The organism is Paraclostridium tenue (genome assembly GCF_039521565.1).
GTDB classification, from domain to species: domain Bacteria; phylum Bacillota; class Clostridia; order Peptostreptococcales; family Peptostreptococcaceae; genus Paraclostridium; species Paraclostridium tenue.
In genome coordinates this window covers 37,823-57,294 of record NZ_BAAACP010000002.1, presented here as the reverse complement: position 1 = coordinate 57,294, position 19,472 = coordinate 37,823, and the positions used below count along the sequence as shown (strand labels likewise).

Genomic DNA, 19,472 nt, shown 5'->3' with positions numbered 1-19,472 from the left:
TCAGAAATTAAAGTTGATTTTACTTCATATAATTCTTTAATAAATTTTCAATTTTAGATATAGCTTGAGGTGTTTTTTGATGTTGAATTTCAAGACCTATAGTTATATTATCTATAATATTTCTCCACTCTAGTAAATGCTCTTTTGAAACATATATCCAATGTTTCCTTTTATATTTACTTCACCTGAAGTAGGTTCTAATAGTTTTGTAAGTATGTTTAAAATAGTAGACTTACCACTTCCAGCTGGTCCAAGTATTGTAAATATTTCACCCTCATTTAAAGAAAAATTAATGTTTTTTAAGACTTCTACCTCACCCTCTTTATTATAAAAATTTTTGGCAAGATTTTTTACATCTACTATTGGTTGCATGATGCCACCCCCTATGATTTAACTAGCATATTTTATAATATTAAAATTTACGAGAATTTGTACCACTAAATTTTTTATATTTTTTATTAATATCAACATGTTTTTTACTTGAAAAATATATATGGTATAATGAGAAAATATATGTAAATGAGAGGAAGATATAAATGGAAAACAGCAAGAAGTTTAAAGAATACCTAATGAATAAAGATATAGATGGCTTAAAGACTATACCTAAAGGTGAACTACATAATCATGGTGGATTAGGAATGAGATTTAAAAATATATATAAATATACTAACGGGAAAATAAAAAGTCCATCTAAAAATATGTATGGAATAAAAGGATTGGATGACTTTATATTTAATGAATATATAAATCATATAAGAACTAAAGATGATTTTTTATGGACGATAGAAGAAACAGTAAAAAATGCTATTGAAGATGGAGTAAGTTTGTTAGAAGCTAGTATAGACTGTCATGATGTACTTAGATTTGAAGATAGCAAAGAATTTTTTAGTGGTATAAAAAATATAGTTGAAAAATATAAAGAAAATATAGATTTTAGACCTGAAATAGGAATAGCAAAGAGTATAACTGATGCAAATTTAGAAAATATAATACCATCACTTATAGATAGCAATATATTTAAGTCGATGGATTTATATGGAGATGAAGAATTAATTGGATTTGAAAGATATAAAAAGTATTATGAATATGGAAAGAGTAAAGGTCTTAAGTTAAAAGCTCATGCAGGTGAATTTTTAGGATATAGTAATGTTAAAGATGCTATAAATACTTTAAATTTAGATGAACTTCAACATGGATTTAGAGCAATTGAAGATGACTATGTATTAGATATGATAAAAGATAGAAATATAAGACTTAATATATGTCCAACTAGTAACATATACTTAAAAGCTATAGATGATATAAAAAATCATCCTATAAAAAAATTATTTGATAAAGGGATAAATATAAGTATAAATACTGATGATTTAATAGTATTTGATTCTAGTGTTAGTGAAGAATATTTAATGCTTTATTCAAATAAGATTTTTACAGAAGAAGAATTAGATATTATTAGAATAAACTCTTTAAAGTAGATAATATTTAAATAAAAAATACTGTATACAAATTCTAATGATAAAAATTAGAATTAATACAGTATTTTTATTATTTAACACAAGTTTTTTATAAATGAATCTAAACCTATTCTGTCTATAAAATCTCTTAACTTTTCCTTGTCATTAGCATTAGTTTTATAATATGTGATAGCAGTTTTAAGTATTAAGATCGTTTGATTTTCATTTAAGCCAGAAGCAATAGTATATCCTGCTTTAGGGTTAGTACCAGCACGTCCACCCATAGTTATAAAAAATTTACCATCTTTATCTACTACTATACCAATATCTTTAGTATAAGCACTATTACATGAATTTTTACAACTAGATATACCTATTTTAGTTTTTGCAGGTAGCTCCATTTTATAAAATTTTTTTACTAATTTCATATAGATACCTATAGTTGGATATTTAGACATTCTACAAAAGTTAGAAGTACATAATGTTATATTAGTTAATAAAAATTTACTCTTAGGAACTAAATCAAGTTGTAGTTCTTTTGAGATTTCTTTTAAACAATCTTCTTTTAAATTAATAATTGAAATTTTTTGATTGGATCCTAATTTTAAAACTCCACCATATTTTTTTGCTATTTCACCAATATGTATTATAGTATCAGGAGAAATAAACGGTGAAGATAAATTTGGAGTTAAAGTAAATCTTTTTTTGTCAGTTAAAGTTTTTTGAGTCTTAATGTAATTTTCCATATTTAAAATCCTCTACTTATTTTTAATAATTTATTATAACATTATTTACAATATATAGCTAAAGGTATTTAATATAATTTATAAGAAAAATAAATATGGAGGCAGTTATGATAGATTCATTTAAAATATTAATGTTAATAAGAGAGATACATTCAAAATCTATTAATAAAATAGAATCAAGTTTATTAGGAAGTGGACTTACACATCAACAAATAATAGTGTTAAAATTTGTTGCACACAATAAAAAAATTAATATAAGCCAATTATGTAAGGAAATGTATTTATCAAAAGGAACGGTATCAGGGATTGTAAACAGGCTTGAACAAGCAGGATATATAAAAAAAATTAAATATGAATCTGATAAGAGAAATACATATATAGAATTTTCAGAAAAAGGATTGGAATTTGCAAAAGATTTTAGAGTAAAAATAGAATCAGCCTTTGAAAATTTATTTGATAATTTAACAGAAGAAGAAAAAGAAGATATTGTTAAGTCTTTAAAATTAATAAAAGAAAAAATAAAATAATTGTTTCACAATTTATTGAAGTGGGTATATAATAATTAAATAAAAATGGTTTGCGTACAAACTAAAAGGAGGAGACATCATGAGTTTTAAATTAGTATTAGCTATAACTGCTATAACACTAGCTTTAGTATTTTATACAGTAGGTGTATTTAGTGAAAGAAAGGCTAAAGTATTAAAGAAAAATCATGTAATAATATTTTATTTAGGTTTAATATGTGATACAACAGGAACTTTTCTTATGAGACAAATAGCTAAATCAGGAACTATAGCTATTTCATCAACTGCTCAAACAATTCATGGGATAACAGGAACAATTGCTATTTTACTTATGTTATTTCATGCTGTATGGGCTACATGGGTACTTTACAAGGATGACAAAGAAAAACAAAAAGTATTTCATAAATTTAGTATATTTGTATGGTGTATTTGGTTAATACCATATATAATAGGTGCTATGATAGGTATGATGCACTAAGGACATATTAATTTATAATAATTCAAAATCCATTTTCAACTGTTTTGAAGTCAAGATAGTTAAAAGTGGATTTTTTTAATATAAAAATTAGAATGCTTTTTTTAAACTATCTAAAGTGATATAATTAGTTTACTAAAAAATAGGAGGATGTAAATGAAAAGCATATTACAAGATGTAATTTATTTAAACTTAATAACCACAGGATTAAATCCAAATTCCTCTGAAATAATAGAAATAGCAGCTATAAAAATAACTGATGGTAAAATATCAAAATTTAGTACTTTAATAAAGCCATTTGAAGAAGTTTCTGCCAGTGTATTTGGTATGTGTAAAAGCTTAAAGATGGAAGACTTAGATAAATCGCCAACTATATATCAAATAAAAAATAAATTAATAGAATTTATAGAAGATTATCCTATAATTTTTTATGATTTAAATTCTCAAAAATGTTTTATGGACAAATATATATTTACAGGGAATAAGTATCAAAATGAATTGTTAGATTCTATGCAGTTAGCTATGATTTTAGAGCCATATCATAAAGATTATAATATAAACTATCTTTTGAAAAATATAACTAAGTTAAACAAAGTCAAACAAAATAGGGCATTATATGATTGTATATTAAATATTCATATAATAAATTCATTACTTTTAAGGTTATTTAAAAATGAAGAATCAAGATTAGATAAATTATATTTTAATTTAGATCAATACTTTCATACTGCAAACTTACCTAAATGGGAATGGAGTAAGTATTTAAAAGAAATAGATAATAAAAAAGAATATGAAGAGTATGTAACTTATGAAATCAAATATAGCGATAATTCTAACAAACATAATTTTAATTTATCAAACTATAAAAATTCATATGAAAATTTATTAAAAATAAGTGAATTATGGACATCATCTAATAACTTTAGTTATATATTTAGACCAAAACAATATGAATTTACAAAGTTTATAAAAGAAGTATTTCAAGATGAAAATAACTCACCTAAAATAGGATGTATAGAAGCTCCAACAGGAATTGGAAAAAGTGTTGGATATTTAATACCTGCTATCATGGAATCTTTTTATAATGATAAAAAGATAGTAATATCAACAGATACTAAAAATCTTCAGATGCAACTTATAAATAAAGATATACCAACAGTTTTAAAATCTTTAAATTTATATGATAAAATAAATTACGGTTGCATGAAAGGTAAAAATAATTATTTATGTAATAAAAGGTTATATGAATATAAAAAAGATAAAATATTTAAAACTAAAAATGAGCTATTACAGTTTCTATATATTGAAAAACTTATACAAAGTGGAGAGTACGGAGATATAGAAGAAATACCTAAAAATGTAAAAGAAGTATTTAAAGATATAAATGACGTGATAATTGATTTAAGATGTGAATCTGATATATGTTATCCAGAAAAGTGTATAGAAAAGTGTTTTTATAAAAATCGTATAAAAGAACTTCCAAAAGAACACATAACAGTTATCAATCATTCTTTACTTGCTAAATGGCCATATAAAGAACAAAAACAGCTAGAATACTTAATAATAGACGAAGGTCATAATTTAATGGAAAAAAGTTATGATTTTTTTACATTAGAATCTAATAGTATACAATTAGAAAAACTTGTAGATGAATTATATCCTCACGATGATATAAACTATAAAAATATTAGTACAATGGATAAGTTTTATATAAGTGTTTTAGGAAAATTGCATTTAGATATAAACATAAGAAAAAAACTTCAAGAAACAATAATTTTTGTTAAAAAAAGTATAAATAATATATTGTATGAATGTAGTAAAACTCTTAAAAATGGCTTATATGATCATTCTTGGGAAATAAATAGACAAAAAGCACCACTTAAATATATTGAGCTTAAAAATAAATTAGATATAAAAAGTTTTATAAGACAGGAACTTAAAAATATAATTATTCATTTAAGAGAAATACTAAAAAATTTAAATTATATAATAGATCAATGTGAAAAAGAAGGAGAAGACGATAGTTATTTATTTAATACAATAAAAGCTAAATCTACAGATATAGATAGCACAATAACTACTATTGAAAACTTCATAGAAGAAGATTTAGATAATTATTGTAGAATAATAGATATAAATTATGAATATAAATACTTTAATATAAGAGTTATTCCTATTGATATAGCTGAAATGTTTGAAAGCATGTTTTTAAGCACAGTAAACACTGTTATATTTTTATCTGCAACTTTAAATATAAATAACAATATGAATAATTTTAAAAATACACTAGGTTTAAATAAACATAAAACTATGGATAAAACGATAGAATCTATATATGATTATGAAAGTAAAACTAAAATATTAGCTATGGATAAATTTCCTAAGTATAATGCTTTAAATGATGAATTTATAAATCAAACAGTAGATTTAATAGAAAAAATATGTATAAACAGCAATGGACATGTACTAGCTTTGTTCACTAGTAAAAATAGATTAGATAAGGTCTATGATAAATTAATTCATAAATTGAACATAAATAATGTAGAGCTCTTTAAAGATAAAACTTCTATTAATAATTTAAGAGACTTAAGTAAAAAATGTGTAGTATTAGCATCTAAAAGTTGTTTTGAGGGAGTTGATATACAAGGAGAAGGATTAACTTGTGTAATATTAGATAAACTTCCAAATAAAAGTATTGATGATCCATTACATTCATCTATAAGAAATTTTAAAAAATTATCTTATGAAGATGTTAATTATCCTCAATTAAGTATAAAAGCAAAACAAGCCTATGGAAGGTTAATAAGAAGTAAATATGATTATGGATATTTTATAATACTTGATATAGGTAACAACAATTCAACAATAAATAAACTTCAAAGAGATTTGCATAATAATAAAATACGAAGAGTTGATAAAGATTATGTGATTAAAAATATAAATAAAGATTTTAAGGCTTGGAAAATGGAAACTTTTAAGGAAATATTAAGAGATATTAAGTGTGATATATATAGCCCTTTAAAAGTTATATATAAAAATAATAAAGAAATGAGTAGAATTGATTATGTTAATGAAGAAATATCTAAAAGAAATATTTCCTTATTTATTAAAGATATTGATATTAAGAATAAAAAAATTAAAATTATTTATAAGTAGATAAATTTATAAATATAAAGAACTTGTGTTTAGCATAAAGTATTTTAAGTTAAATACAGGTTCTTTATTATTTTTTTGTGAATTTTTTTAACATAAATATTTATCTCTTAAATTTTTTAGATCATTTCGTGTTAAATTAAATTCTTTATATAAGTAATTTTCTATAGTTTCATAATCATCATTAATTCTTCTAAAAACTTCATTTATATATTCTTCATTTACTCCAAATATATATTTTAATTTTTCCTTTGGAATACTTTGTAATTCTGGTCTCGCAGTCATTATTTCACTTATAGCTTCACTTGAGGATTGATTACTTTTTAGATAATCTTTAATTATTTCTTCTTTTGTAATACCTAATATCATTAAAATTATTGCACATCCCACACCTGTTCTATCTTTACCTGCTGTACAGTGAGTAAGAATTGGCAAGTTAGATTCGTCTTGTATAAGCTCGACTAATTTTTTATAAGATTTATTATTAACTGGCAAGTTATAGTATGTTTCTTTTAACATATCAAAAGCTCCATTATTATCAAACATTTTTGATATCATATCCTCAACTGATCCGAATTTAACTTCATTTGGATTTGGGGTAAGAATAGCTGGAACTCTTATATATTTTATATTTTTTACTACTTGAGATGGACTAGCTAAGTTTTCTGCATCATCTCTATAATCAAATACTACCTTTATTTTTAAATCTTTTAGCATTTGTATATCTTCTTTGCTTAAATTAGATAAATTACCAGATCTAAAAAATAATCCTTTTTTTACAAATCTTCCATCAGCTGATTTACATCCACCAAAGTCTCTAAAATTTAACAAAACTAACACTCCTTTTTATTATGTAATATATGTAAAAACATACCACAAAATATTAAGTTTAATCATATTAGCTTTAATATAAAATTTAAAAAGTTAATAAATTTAAAAGATAGGCTTGAAATAATTGCTTAAGAATATTATAATCTAATTAAGTAATTACTTAATTAAAAGAGGTGAACATGAATAAATTATCTAAAATATTTAAAGCATTAAGTGATGAAACAAGACTAAAAGTTCTTTTATTAGTTTCAAAGAGGGATATATGTCAAAAAGGGATTTCTAAGTATTTAGGAATAACTGATTCATCAGTTTCACAGCATATAAAGATTTTAAAAGAGGCTGAAATAATAACTGGATATAAAGAAGGATATTATGTATTTTATCATGTAAACAAAAATGTATTTGATGATTGTATAACTTTTTTCAATTCAATAGAAAATATTAATAATAATATTTTAGAAGTTTCAAATATAAATTTAATAAGCACAGATTGTACAAGAAATTGTAAATCAATTAAAAAATGTTGTAAAAGAAGGGAGAATTAAAAATGAAAGTTTGTATACCAGTAGAAGTAAATGAAGGGTTAAAAAGTAAACCATTTGGGCATTTTGGATCAGCTCCTATGTTTTTAGTTTATGATTTAGAAAGTAAAGAATTATCTCAAATAAGTAATGGTGATTTAGGTCATGAACATGGTAAGTGTCAACCTATAAAAGCATTATCAGGAAATGTTGTTGATGCAGTTATAGTAGGAGGTATAGGACAAGGAGCTATAGTTAAGTTAAATTCTATGGGTATAAAAGTATATAAAGCTCAAGCTGATACTGTTGAGGAAAATATAAATTTATTTAATGAAAATAAATTAAATGAATTTCCAAGTAATCACACTTGTTCACATGATGGTTGCGGACATCACTAAATATAAATGAAAATTTATTAAATAAATAAAAATAGGTCTATTATAGACCTATTTTTGTTTATTTAAATTAATTAAGGGGTAAATAGAAAATAAAATAAATAATTTAAATATATAACTATAAAAAACTAAGTATACTATGTATTTCATAAGAAATAATAAATAAATTTATGTTATTATAACTTTATAAAAATAGTATACAGTAAAAACGGAGGCGTGTTATGGTTTCAAGACTAGAATTAAAATCAAGAGCGAAAAGCCAGTTAAAAGATAATTGGATATTAGCTATAATAACATTTGTTTGTTATTCACTTATATTACAATTAGTGAACGTTGAATTTACTAAATCTGTAGAAGCATCAAATTTTGGTATTGCTTTAAATATATTAGGAATACTACTTTATGGGCCGTTGCAAATTGGCATATGCAGATTTTCTTTAAATTTAAGTAAAGGTGATTCAAGTGCAAAATTTAAAGATTTATTTTCTGGATTTGATGTGTTTTTAAAATCATTAATTATGAATTTAATAATAATGATATGTATTAGTATAGGTATGATATTATTTATAATACCAGGGATTATATTAATTTTTATGTTTTCACAAGCAAATTACATATTAGCTGAAAATCCAGAAAAATCATCTATAGAATGTTTAAAAGAAAGTATCAAGATGATGAAAGGATATAAATTTGAATACTTTGTATTGTATTTAAGTTTTGCAGGATGGTTTATATTATCTATTTTAACTTTTGGAATAGGATTTTTATGGCTTATTCCATATTATCAAATAACAACAACTAATTTCTACTTAGAATTAAAAAATAATTAATACATATTTAAAAAGATGATTGTATATACAATCATCTTTTTATTGTATTTAAATAAAATAAATGATATATTTTATTTAAAAACTAAAATAAAAGAGGATTTTGTATGTATTTGCCAAATAAAATCACAAATGTATTAGCTAAAATAGATAAATCTTATGAAATTAAGTATACCAATGGTAAGATAACATCTATATATATAAATGAAAAGGATATAAAAATAGAAGCTTCTAGCAAAGGTTATTGCTTAAATTTAAAGGGAGGACCTATATTTTTAAATGACCTTAAATCTTTAGAGCCTTTGCTTATAAAAATGGGTGTTATAAAATCTAAAAAAGCAAAAAATAAGGAAGTAAAAAATATAAAAGATAATTTAGTAGAATTATTTTTACAAAAGAAAAATACATTTTCTGTGGAATATGTAGATTCTAAAGCAATATCTATAAAAATGTATAATCCAAATTTAAGTATTAAAAAAACTGGAGTAGGATATGCTATGATTGTTAATAATGAAAGTATATCTATAGACAATGTAAATTCTTTAAAAAAATTACTTATAAAAATGAATTTAGTAGAAAAAGAAAAAAGTTCTAATAAAAAGTCAAAGGATAATATTTTATTTGAACAACTTACTATGAACTTAGATGAAGTTCAAAACTAAAAGGAGGAAGTACTATGGGATGTCCTAATTGTAGATGTAATAAAAATAAAATAAATGAAGAAGAATATAATGAACTTAAAGCGTATTTACAAGAAGAAATTAAAGATTATAAAATTATTGATTATATAAATTCAGATAATAAAAGTGATAGATTTGTCGAAGTTGAATTTGAAGACTATATATTAGAATTAGAAAATATAGATACTAAAAATTTGACTTTAGACAAAGTAATTGACAATATAATTAAAAACAACATGGTATAAATAAACTTTTATAGTAAAAGTGGCTTCACTAAAAATGAAGCCACTTTTTATATCTAACAAAATTTTAAATTAATAAACTATAGCTAGATACTAATATCAAAACAAGAAAAATTAAACAAATTGTTTTTGATATTATAGATAAACTTATAGAAAATACAAATTTCAATTTACGAGGTAATGTAGAAAATACTATGAATATTAAAAGTCAAATTAAACAAAATGAAGTTAGCATAGAATTAACCTACCTATTAATGTGACATTATATTTTCTATTGAGTTGTAAGATTAGTATAACCTTTAGTTTAAAATAAAAACATAAAAAGTTTATTTTTTATAAATTTTAATATAATCACTTACTAAGCCGTAGTATTCAGAAGAGTTATACATAAAATATGAAGAAAAAAATTTAACAATTATACTACTACTTAAAATGTATTTATTTTCCTGTAAAAATTTTTTATCTGCATATAATATAGATTCAATTGCTAATTTTAAATTTTGTTTAAAAATATTATATTTATGTTTTATTTCATATGGATTATAACCTTTTATATAAATATAAAAACATAAACTGTATTTATTTTGACTAACTAAAATCCATTCACCTAAAATTTCACCTCTTAAATCAAAATCAATTTTTTTATAGTTATAAAAATTACCTATATCTAATTGTAAAAAATTAGTATCAACATTATAAGTAAGTGTATATTTTCTATTACTTAAAATATTCTTTTTAGAGTTAGGATAAATAAAATTTACTTTAAGATTATCAGGCGAAAGTGTAATAAAAATCACCACCTATATTTAGTAAATAATAAAATATATTCCTAATGAGATAAAAGTATAATAAAAATTTCAAATTTATATAAAAATAATATAAGAATTAAAAATGGTTTAAGAAAGGATAAGCTATGAGACAATTTAAAAGACTTATATCATTAACAGCTATAGCTATACTTTTATCAACGAATTTAGGATTTACACAAAGTAAAGCAGAAAAATTAATGCCATCTGCAGATGTAGTTTTTGTAAATCTTAATTTAAAATATCCTATAGTTCAGATGGTTTTAAACAAAGATACTGATTTTAAAGAAGAAGATATAATTTTATCCGTAATTTCAATTAACAAAAAGTTTAGATATGATTTAAAAGATTTAACTGATTTATACAAATCAGAAAATGAGAAGGTAATAGTAAGATTTATAAGAGACAAAAAAGAATATTCACAAATTTTTACAAGTAAAGATTTTAGAGGAATATATTTAAGTTTCACTCAACAGTTTTATGGGACTATAACAGCAGTTAAAGAAGATGGTTCTTTTGTAGGACTTAGTCATAATATAAAAGGATCAGAAGTTGCTGATAGCACACAAGTATTTGAAACAACATATGTACATTCTATAAAAGCTACACTTTTTAATTCTGGAGGCTTAAAGCCTCATATAAAAGAAAATGAAGATGGTAAGTTAAATTATATAGGAGATATAGGCAAATATAGTGATTATGGAGTAGAAGGTAAGTTAAAAGAAAATAAATTTGAATATAAGAAATCTATGGATATAGCTAAACCTAAAAAAGGTATTGCGTATATATATTGTAAATCTCCGATTACTAATGAAAAAAAATTACATGAAATAGAAGTATTAAAAATATATGAAGATGGAGCAAAAATAAAGATAAAAGATAAAGAGCTTAAAGAATATAGAGGTGGGGTAATTGGAGGGATGAGTGGTTCACCTGTTATACAAGATGGAAAATTAATTGGAGGAGTTAGATCAAGTTTAATTTATAATCATAAAGTAGGTTATATATCAAACATAGACTATATGCTAAAAAATGAAAAAGAGAATAGTTAAAGTAATATAGATAATTAGATATGAAAGTTTATAAATTATTTTTGATATTACCATTACTTTTTTTTACATTAGGATTTAACAAATTAGACAATTTAAATTTATTAGATGAAAATAATTTTAAATGGCATATAGATAGTGATGAAGATGGTCTTCCAGATGCTTTGGAAGAAATATTAAAAACTGATAAATATAATAAAGATAGCGATAATGATAAGTTAAGTGATGAAGAAGAGTTAAAAATAGGTTCAAACCCTTTATATAAAGACTATAATAGAGGTTTGAAGTATGAATTAAGTAATGATTATATAACTGATGACTTTAAATTAAATAAAAATATATATGTAAATGAGTATATGTTACTTGAAAGTGCTGATCTTGCTAGCAAAATAATTGAAAAAAATCCTATAGGACAAACTATAGGAGAGCTTTTTACAGATAAGTATAAATCTATAAAAGATTTTAAAGTTATTAGATATGAAAATGGAAATAGAGGGTTTGGAGGAATAGCACTTAGATGTGGAAATTCTTTAATAGTTTCATATAAGCCAACTAGAAGTTATATGGATTGGATTGGAAATTTTACAACTCAATTTATGCCACATCCACAAAGAGATTATGCTATAGAATTTATAAGACCATTAGTAAGTAATGATACAAAAGTATATATAAGTGGACATTCTTTAGGTGGATTACTAGCTCAATATGCAACATATGATTTAGTTAATAAAGGTTATAATAATATAAAAACTGTTACTTTCAATTCAGCTAATACATTTAATCCAAAACATATAAAAGGTAAATATGCACCACCTATTATAAAGAACAGTTTAATAAAAGATTATATATCAGCATATATGAATTTAATACCTAAAAAAAATGAAGATTATATTATAGATGCATCATATATAACTAGATTTTTAAATAAGAGCATAGAGTATAAAGGATTTGTGGATATAAATAATTATAAATTTAAAAAAAGTGATTTTAAAAATTATAATAATATAGTTAAAAATTATATAGTATCTAATGACCCTTTATACTTAATTATAAATGGTGGATATCTAGGAAAAAATGAAATTAAAGAGTTAGGCATTGAAGATATAGATGTAGTAAAAGATAAAAATAAATTAGGTGATTATCATAAATTAGAAAATTTTATAGATATTGTAGAAGATTAATTAAATTATTAAAAGAGTGTCTTTAGACACTCTTTTAATAATATTCATTAAAATCACAATCTACACTAAACTCATTTGGACTTAATAATCCTCCAAAAGATATAGATATATTACTCATTTGTGAAGCTAATCTTTTATTTATAACTATGTTATATCCATCTATAACAAATAACTGGTCATCTTCTTTTAAATCATCTAAAGTTAAATGAATTCTAGCATCAGACCAAAAACTTATTGTCCTTATAAATATTCTTATATATTTTTTATCTTTATCATTGCATATTAATTTATTAAGTTCTTTTTTAGCAGAATCATATATTTGTATATTCATGTCATATCTCCTTGGTCAAATTTACTTTATTATATAATAATAATTTGGAAAAGTAAATTTAACAAGGACTCTAAATTTTTAAGAAAGATTTTGATTGTTTAAGCAATCATCACATACAAAGCCTTCATTAGGGAAATAATTATTTTCATTATGAGGATATGGATTAAGACAACGACAACATGTACTATGATAATATTTAGGTACATTATAGACTTCTATACCAGGTACGGAGTTAAATGTATCTAATGTTTTAGATGCTGTAAAATAATCTTCATATATATATTTAGCTTCTTCAATAGCCTTTCTTTTTAAATAGCTATCATTCATAAAAAATACCTCCTATATAATTTTATATAGTTAGTATTCCTATAAATGTAAATTGTATTAAGTAAAAATATGGTAGTTAATAGAAATATAATTAATATTATTATATAATATATATAGAAAAATTTAAGAGAGCGTAGCATTAATGTTAATTAAGAACTTAAAAGCTTTAAGTAAATTACAATTTAAAGTAGTAAAAAAAGTTAATATTTGCAAATAATACAAATACCACTTATAATAGACGATATGAAACTTGTGAATATATAGTAAAATATATCAAATAATGTGTTGGACATAAATTTAAAAATTATATGGTATTTTTATAGGATATAATTTTATAGAGTTGGTTTATGCAATTATTATTAAAAAGCATTAGTATAAAAAACAAGTTTAAATAAAAGACATGAGTTATGAAAGTAAGGAAATTTTCAAAAGTAATTTCTCTCAAAATAATAAGAATACTCATGTAGGATTTTGCGTATTAGAAAGTCACTTTTTATAAATAGTGAATCTTACTAATGATAAGTTAATAGGAGTTGATAGATATATTATAAAAAAGTATTTTGATAGCAAGGATCATAATGAATTTGATTATGAATATACTTATCAAGGAATGATAAAAGTATTGCAAACTGAGGTTAGATGTATAAGAATAAATAAATATAAAGGTATTATAATGCTTATATAAACTAGATACTCTGAGAGTATGTATAAAAAATTATTAAAAATGGAATTTAAATAAGATTACTCGAAAAAGTGAAGATATAGTGGTATATGTAAAAAATTTGGGAGAATATAAAGGAAATTTAAATTATGTATATAATATAAATAATATGTTTTATATTATAGGGTTAAAAGCCCATATTAAAACTTAAGATGGGGGGCAATAACAAATATATGAGTGACAAGAAAAATAAAAAAAGTAGCCTAATTAAAAAAATAGCAACAACTTTTTTAGTTTTATTTGGATGTGGAGTGGCAGCTGTAAGTATATTTATCATAGGCATATTAATTAATACTCCAGATGTAGATCCAAAAAATATGATATTTTCAGAAAACTCTATCATATATGATTCAAATAAAAAGGTAACAGAAAAAACTCAAGGTGAAGAATCTAGATATGTAGTTAAAAATGCAAATGAGATGCCACAAAATATGAAAAATGCAGTTCTTGCTATAGAAGATCATACTTTTTATGAACATGGTGGTATAAATCTTAAAAGAACCATTGGTGCATTTGTACAAAATTTTAAATTAGGATATAAAGCACAGGGTGCTAGTACAATTACACAACAGTTAGCTAAAAATTTATATTTAACTAATGAAAAGACTTATAAAAGAAAAATAAAAGAACTTTACTATGCACTTAAGTTAGAAAAATCTTTAAGTAAAGATGAAATATTATTGGCTTATTTAAATACAATGTCTTTGGGACAAGGTACTAGAGGTGTAAAAGCTGCAGCAGCTAAGTATTTTGATAAAGATGTATCTGAATTAAATTTAGCAGAATGTGCACTTTTAGCAGGTATAACTAAGTATCCAAGTAAATATGCTGCATATAAGACATCACCATTAACACTTGATGATGACATTGAAAATGCTCAAATAATAATATATCCTCAAGATTATGTTCCAACTGATAATGATATGAAAATGTATAAAAAATTATTAGAAGATGGAAAAATTGATGGTCTTACGTATGATGCATTAAAAAAAGGAAGAAATGTAATATACAAAGCTGAATTTAATAGTGAATCTAAAAAAAGACAAGAAGTTGTACTATCTAGAATGTTAGAACTTGGATATATAACAAAGAGTGAATATGATGATGCTATAAAGCAAGAAATAAAAATAAAATTAGGTGATAAAGTAGACAATAAAAATTCTTCATACTTTAATACTTTAGTTAAAAAAGATGTTATAAAAGCTTTAATAAAAGAAGGATACACTAAAGATGAAGCTGAAGATATGTTATATAATGGAGGTCTTAGAATATACTCAACTATAGACTCTTCTATGCAAGATTTAGTTGAAAAAGAATACAATGATAATTCAAATTTCCCAGGAACATATAGGGACGAACATGGTAATTTACAACCTCAATCTGCTATGGTTATTATGGATAACAATAATGGTCAAATTAAAGCTATGATAGGTGGACGTGGTATAGGTGGAGATAGCTTATATAATAGAGCTATAAAGCCAAGACAACCAGGGTCATCTATAAAGCCTCTTGCAGTTTATTTACCACTTATGGAAAAGGTAGGTATGACACCACAGTCTTTAATGAATGATACTCCACTTAAAAAAGTAAATGGTAAAGATTGGCCTAAAAATGCAGGAGGATCATATCATGGAAGAGTAGGAATGAGTGAAGCACTTAAGCATTCATATAACGCTGCGGTAGTTCAAGGAGCAGCAATGCTAGGAAATAATGAGAAAGAATCTATGGAAGTAGTTCAAAAAGCATTAAAAGATGTAGGTATAACAACTGCTAAAGAAGCTAGACATTATTCAGCAACACTTGGAGGTATGGATACAGGTGTATCTCCACTTGAAATGACAGCTGCATATGCGACTATAGCGAATGGTGGAGTTTATGTAGAACCTATAACATTTACTAAAATAGAATTATCAAATGGTGATGTATTACTTGAAAATAAACCTGAAAAGAAAAGAGTTTACTCACAAAATACAGCTTACTATATGACTAAGATGTTAGAAGGTGCAGTTAACAGCGGAACAGGAAAATCAGCTAGAATGTCTAATATGGCAGTAGCAGGTAAAACAGGAACAACTAATAATAATTTTGATGCATGGTTCTGTGGATTTACACCGTACTACACAGCATCTGTTTGGATAGGAAATGATAGAAATCAATCACTAGCAAAAGGAAGTCAAATAGCAGCAGCTTTATGGAAGGATGTTATGAATCCTATACATAGTGATTTAGATGGTAGAAGTTTTGATAAAGTAGGACCATTTTCAGGCGTTGATGTAAATTATAGTCAGGGAATGAGTGCAAGTCCAAAGCCTGAATCAAAACCTGAAGAAGATCAACCTACAGAACAGACTGAGCAAAATCAACCGGCAACACCAGAGCAACCAGTAGAAACACCAGAACAGCAACAACCAACAACACCGGAAACACCATCAGAAACACCAGAACAACAACCACCAGTAACACAACCACCGGCAACGCAACAACCAGAAGCGTCTCCACCAGTAACACAACAACCAGCAACGCCGCCACCGGCAACGCAACAACCATCAACAGAACAGCAAGCACCACCAGCTGCTTAAATAAAAAGATATAGGATTTTATCCTATATCTTTTTAAATTTAATCAATTTTTAAATATAACTAAAATCATATAAGCTATATAAGCTATTATTAATATAATTCCTTCAAACTTATTTATATCTTTTTTTCTAATAGAGAATATATAGGTAATTATTGTGAAAATTATCATTATAAATAGATCTAAAAATATATTATTATCTACAGATATAGGATTGATTAAAGATGATACACCTAGTATGAATAAAATATTAAATATGTTAGATCCTATAACATTTCCTAAAGCTATATCGCTTTCACCTTTACTAGCGGCTACAACAGAAGTTACAAATTCAGGTAAGGATGTTCCTATAGATACTATAGTTATACCAATAATTTTTTCACTTACTCCAAAATTAAGAGCTATTATAGAAGAACAGTCAACAACTAATTTGCCACCAATTACTATACCAAATATTCCAATTACAGAAAAAATAATAGATTTAGATAAAGACATATTAGATTTATAAATATTAGTATAACAATCATTATTAGAGTTTAAAGATTCGCTTCTAGAATTTAGAGAAACTTCTAATAAATAATATATAAATATACAAAAAAACATTAAAAATACTAATCCATCACCATTTGACAATATAGAATTTTGTGTTTGTTGAAAAATTAAATCATTAGATAAAACTAATAATAAAATTGATGATAATATAAGAAAAGGAAATTCCTTTATAAGTATAGATTTTTTTACTGATAAAGGTTTTATAAAAGCTGACATACCTGCAACGCATAAAAGGTTAAATATATTAGATCCAATAATATTTCCAAGTGCAATATCATTTTGTCCTTGAATTGATGCAGTAATACTAACAGCGGCCTCAGGAGAACTAGTTCCAAAAGCAACTATGGTAAGACCTATAATTAAAGGTGGTATTTTAAGCAATGTAGCTATATTAGATGAACTATCAACAAAATAATCTGCCCCTTTTATTAAAAATAAAAAACCAAGTAGTAAGAATAAATAAACCATAATATATCTCCTTTTTAATTTAATTTATAAATAAAAAAGACCTTCTAAATGAGTAGAAAATTTCTACTCATTTAGAAGGTCTTGCTAACAAGATTAATCTTGCTAATTAACCGAGTGATAAACACTGATATGACGATTAATTAACACTAATGTGTAAGCTACTCCCCTTCTAGGGAATTTAGTTTTATAATTTAATTATATGTAAATTTTGTAAAAAGTCAACTAAACTATAATAATTTATTTCTAGACATTATAAATGTAAGTATTAAACACATAATGCATGTAATTAAGATGACTATCCAAAATCCACTTGGATGAGTTGAAAAAGGTAAACCTTCAACATTCATACCAAAAAAACCTGACACAATTGTTGGTATTGACATTATAAGGGTAATAGATGTTAAAAATTGCATAACTGTATTTTGGTTATTACTAACTATTGCACTAAATGCATCCATTATTCTGCTTAAAATATCACCGTATATAGTAGCCATTTCTAAGGCTTGTTTATTTTCTATAATAACATCTTCAAGTAAATCTTCATCTTCTGAATATTTTTTTATAGACTCAGTTCTAAGCATTTTATTAAGAACAAGTTCATTAGCCTTTAAGGATGTAGAAAAATATATAAGAGATTTTTCTAATTCTAAAAGTTGAACTAATTCTTTATTTTTCATAGATTTATAAATTTCTTTTTCTATAGCTATTGTCATTTTATTTATTCTTCTAAGATAATGAAGATAATAACTAGCGTTTTTATAAAGTATTTGAAGAATAAATCTAGTTTTTTTATAAGTGAAAAAATTCTTAACATGCCCTACTATAAAATCATTTAATATTTTAGTTTGAGCTGTACAAACAGTAACTATTGTATTATCTAAAATTATTATACCTAATGGAATAGTAGAGTAATGTGCAGATGAAGCATCACTTTCATCTATTGGAATATCTATAAGTATTAATATATGATTATCTTCAATATCAATTCTTGAACGTTCCTCTTCATCAAGTGCTGCTTTAATACTTTCCATGTCTAAATTAAGATTATTAGATACTTCAAGTATCTCAGCTGTAGTAGGTTCAACTAAATTAACCCAACAACCATTTTCAAATGATTTTAATTTTTCTAATTTAGAGTCAATTGTTTTATAGTATCTTATCATTTGATCACTCCTTTATTCAGTTTTAAAAGCAATCACTTAAGTATTATCTACATAATTGCTTAAACATATAATTGAATAAAGGGATTTAAGCAATTGTTAAGTTATACTAAGTGATTTAAGAAACAAACATATCCGCAATGGAATACTGTCCATTTTTAATATCACTCCTTTTATTTATAATTAGTAAAAAAGACCACATCGGCATTACTGCTTAAGCGGTCATGTAATTAAATAATACCATAAATTAAATTTTAATACAACAAAATAATACATTAAATTTATTAAATATTAAAAATATAAATACAACAAACAATAATTAATACATTTAAATAAAACTTTTAATTAATTATAGTTAGTTGAAAAAAATAAAATAATTTGATAATATATAAATTACTTTAAATCTTAAAAAGACAGTTCGAAAGCCTCCTGTCTTTAAATAAAACTATGGT

The 19,472-nt window shown here is 23.9% G+C and carries 21 protein-coding genes; 13 read left to right on the top strand and 8 right to left on the bottom strand.

The genetic code is table 11. From position 1 onward, the window contains the following. Window positions 1–129: 129 nt before the first annotated feature. Window positions 130–372, bottom strand: coding sequence for an ATP-binding cassette domain-containing protein (locus ABFX13_RS01945; RefSeq protein WP_346041574.1), 243 nt, complete (start codon window positions 370–372; stop codon window positions 130–132). Window positions 373–536: 164 nt separating this feature from the next. Here ABFX13_RS01945 and ABFX13_RS01940 point away from each other — a divergent pair, with 164 nt between their 5' ends. Beyond that, on the top strand, window positions 537–1,475 hold the full coding sequence (locus tag ABFX13_RS01940) for an amidohydrolase family protein (RefSeq protein WP_346041572.1): 939 nt from the start codon (window positions 537–539) through the stop codon (window positions 1,473–1,475). A 74-nt stretch (window positions 1,476–1,549) separates the two neighbouring features. Here the strand turns inward: ABFX13_RS01940 and ABFX13_RS01935 are convergent, their stop codons facing one another. Beyond that, window positions 1,550–2,200 (bottom strand): nitrite/sulfite reductase domain-containing protein, encoded by a 651-nt coding sequence (locus ABFX13_RS01935; RefSeq protein WP_346041570.1) that lies wholly within the window; start codon window positions 2,198–2,200, stop codon window positions 1,550–1,552. Between the two features lie 107 nt (window positions 2,201–2,307). Here ABFX13_RS01935 and ABFX13_RS01930 point away from each other — a divergent pair, with 107 nt between their 5' ends. The 3 genes from ABFX13_RS01930 (at window position 2,308) to ABFX13_RS01920 (ending at window position 6,355) form a co-directional block, all read left to right on the top strand. Then, window positions 2,308–2,727 carry a MarR family winged helix-turn-helix transcriptional regulator gene (locus ABFX13_RS01930; protein ID WP_346041568.1) on the top strand — a complete coding sequence of 140 codons (420 nt, stop codon included), beginning with the start codon at window positions 2,308–2,310 and terminating at the stop codon, window positions 2,725–2,727. Between the two features lie 79 nt (window positions 2,728–2,806). Further along, the gene (locus tag ABFX13_RS01925) at window positions 2,807–3,202 is read left to right on the top strand and encodes an HsmA family protein (protein WP_346041566.1); all 396 of its coding nucleotides are present in this window, start codon (window positions 2,807–2,809) and stop codon (window positions 3,200–3,202) included. A 153-nt stretch (window positions 3,203–3,355) separates the two neighbouring features. Continuing rightward, a complete protein-coding gene (locus ABFX13_RS01920) occupies window positions 3,356–6,355 on the top strand; it encodes a helicase C-terminal domain-containing protein (protein ID WP_346041564.1) in 3,000 nt (999 codons plus the stop codon). Between the two features lie 87 nt (window positions 6,356–6,442). Here ABFX13_RS01920 and ABFX13_RS01915 read toward each other — a convergent pair whose 3' ends face one another. Continuing rightward, on the bottom strand, window positions 6,443–7,183 hold the full coding sequence (locus tag ABFX13_RS01915) for a tyrosine-protein phosphatase (RefSeq protein WP_346041562.1): 741 nt from the start codon (window positions 7,181–7,183) through the stop codon (window positions 6,443–6,445). Between the two features lie 179 nt (window positions 7,184–7,362). Here ABFX13_RS01915 and ABFX13_RS01910 point away from each other — a divergent pair, with 179 nt between their 5' ends. From ABFX13_RS01910 to ABFX13_RS01890, 5 genes are all read left to right on the top strand, one after another. Beyond that, on the top strand, window positions 7,363–7,728 hold the full coding sequence (locus ABFX13_RS01910) for an ArsR/SmtB family transcription factor (RefSeq protein WP_346041560.1): 366 nt from the start codon (window positions 7,363–7,365) through the stop codon (window positions 7,726–7,728). Window positions 7,729–7,730: 2 nt separating this feature from the next. Then, window positions 7,731–8,102, top strand: coding sequence for a NifB/NifX family molybdenum-iron cluster-binding protein (locus tag ABFX13_RS01905; RefSeq protein ID WP_346041558.1), 372 nt, complete (start codon window positions 7,731–7,733; stop codon window positions 8,100–8,102). Window positions 8,103–8,320: 218 nt separating this feature from the next. Then, window positions 8,321–8,929, top strand: coding sequence for a DUF975 family protein (locus tag ABFX13_RS01900; RefSeq protein WP_346041556.1), 609 nt, complete (start codon window positions 8,321–8,323; stop codon window positions 8,927–8,929). Window positions 8,930–9,033: 104 nt separating this feature from the next. Then, window positions 9,034–9,588, top strand: a complete 555-nt coding sequence (locus ABFX13_RS01895; RefSeq protein WP_346041554.1) for a hypothetical protein — start codon at window positions 9,034–9,036, stop codon at window positions 9,586–9,588. A 14-nt stretch (window positions 9,589–9,602) separates the two neighbouring features. Continuing rightward, entirely contained in the window at window positions 9,603–9,851 is a 249-nt protein-coding gene (locus ABFX13_RS01890) for a hypothetical protein (RefSeq protein WP_346041552.1), read from the top strand. 323 nt (window positions 9,852–10,174) lie between these two features. On the opposite strand, the gene ABFX13_RS14730 is transcribed toward ABFX13_RS01890, so the two are convergent. Continuing rightward, a complete protein-coding gene (locus ABFX13_RS14730; RefSeq protein WP_428833839.1) occupies window positions 10,175–10,645 on the bottom strand; it encodes a staygreen family protein in 471 nt (156 codons plus the stop codon). A gap of 116 nt (window positions 10,646–10,761) precedes the next feature. Here ABFX13_RS14730 and ABFX13_RS01885 point away from each other — a divergent pair, with 116 nt between their 5' ends. After that, the gene (locus ABFX13_RS01885) at window positions 10,762–11,706 is read left to right on the top strand and encodes a SpoIVB peptidase S55 domain-containing protein (RefSeq protein WP_346041550.1); all 945 of its coding nucleotides are present in this window, start codon (window positions 10,762–10,764) and stop codon (window positions 11,704–11,706) included. Window positions 11,707–11,726: 20 nt separating this feature from the next. Beyond that, window positions 11,727–12,884 carry a Tle-like phospholipase domain-containing protein gene (locus tag ABFX13_RS01880; protein ID WP_346041548.1) on the top strand — a complete coding sequence of 386 codons (1,158 nt, stop codon included), beginning with the start codon at window positions 11,727–11,729 and terminating at the stop codon, window positions 12,882–12,884. A gap of 34 nt (window positions 12,885–12,918) precedes the next feature. On the opposite strand, the gene ABFX13_RS01875 is transcribed toward ABFX13_RS01880, so the two are convergent. Together ABFX13_RS01875 and ABFX13_RS01870 are read right to left on the bottom strand one after the other, a co-directional pair. Further along, window positions 12,919–13,215, bottom strand: a complete 297-nt coding sequence (locus tag ABFX13_RS01875) for a hypothetical protein (RefSeq protein WP_346041546.1) — start codon at window positions 13,213–13,215, stop codon at window positions 12,919–12,921. A 78-nt stretch (window positions 13,216–13,293) separates the two neighbouring features. Next, window positions 13,294–13,542, bottom strand: coding sequence for a hypothetical protein (locus tag ABFX13_RS01870; protein WP_346041544.1), 249 nt, complete (start codon window positions 13,540–13,542; stop codon window positions 13,294–13,296). 502 nt (window positions 13,543–14,044) lie between these two features. On the opposite strand from ABFX13_RS01870, the gene ABFX13_RS01865 reads away from it, so the two are divergent. Continuing rightward, window positions 14,045–14,227 carry a helicase C-terminal domain-containing protein gene (locus ABFX13_RS01865; protein ID WP_346041542.1) on the top strand — a complete coding sequence of 61 codons (183 nt, stop codon included), beginning with the start codon at window positions 14,045–14,047 and terminating at the stop codon, window positions 14,225–14,227. 209 nt (window positions 14,228–14,436) lie between these two features. Then, window positions 14,437–16,842, top strand: a complete 2,406-nt coding sequence (locus ABFX13_RS01860) for a transglycosylase domain-containing protein (RefSeq protein WP_346041540.1) — start codon at window positions 14,437–14,439, stop codon at window positions 16,840–16,842. Between the two features lie 43 nt (window positions 16,843–16,885). Here the strand turns inward: ABFX13_RS01860 and ABFX13_RS01855 are convergent, their stop codons facing one another. Beyond that, complete coding sequence (locus ABFX13_RS01855; RefSeq protein ID WP_346041538.1) at window positions 16,886–17,860, bottom strand: calcium/sodium antiporter; 975 nt, start codon at window positions 17,858–17,860, stop codon at window positions 16,886–16,888. 227 nt (window positions 17,861–18,087) lie between these two features. Then, the gene (locus ABFX13_RS01850; protein ID WP_346041536.1) at window positions 18,088–19,023 is read right to left on the bottom strand and encodes a magnesium transporter CorA family protein; all 936 of its coding nucleotides are present in this window, start codon (window positions 19,021–19,023) and stop codon (window positions 18,088–18,090) included. Window positions 19,024–19,472 lie beyond the last annotated feature (449 nt).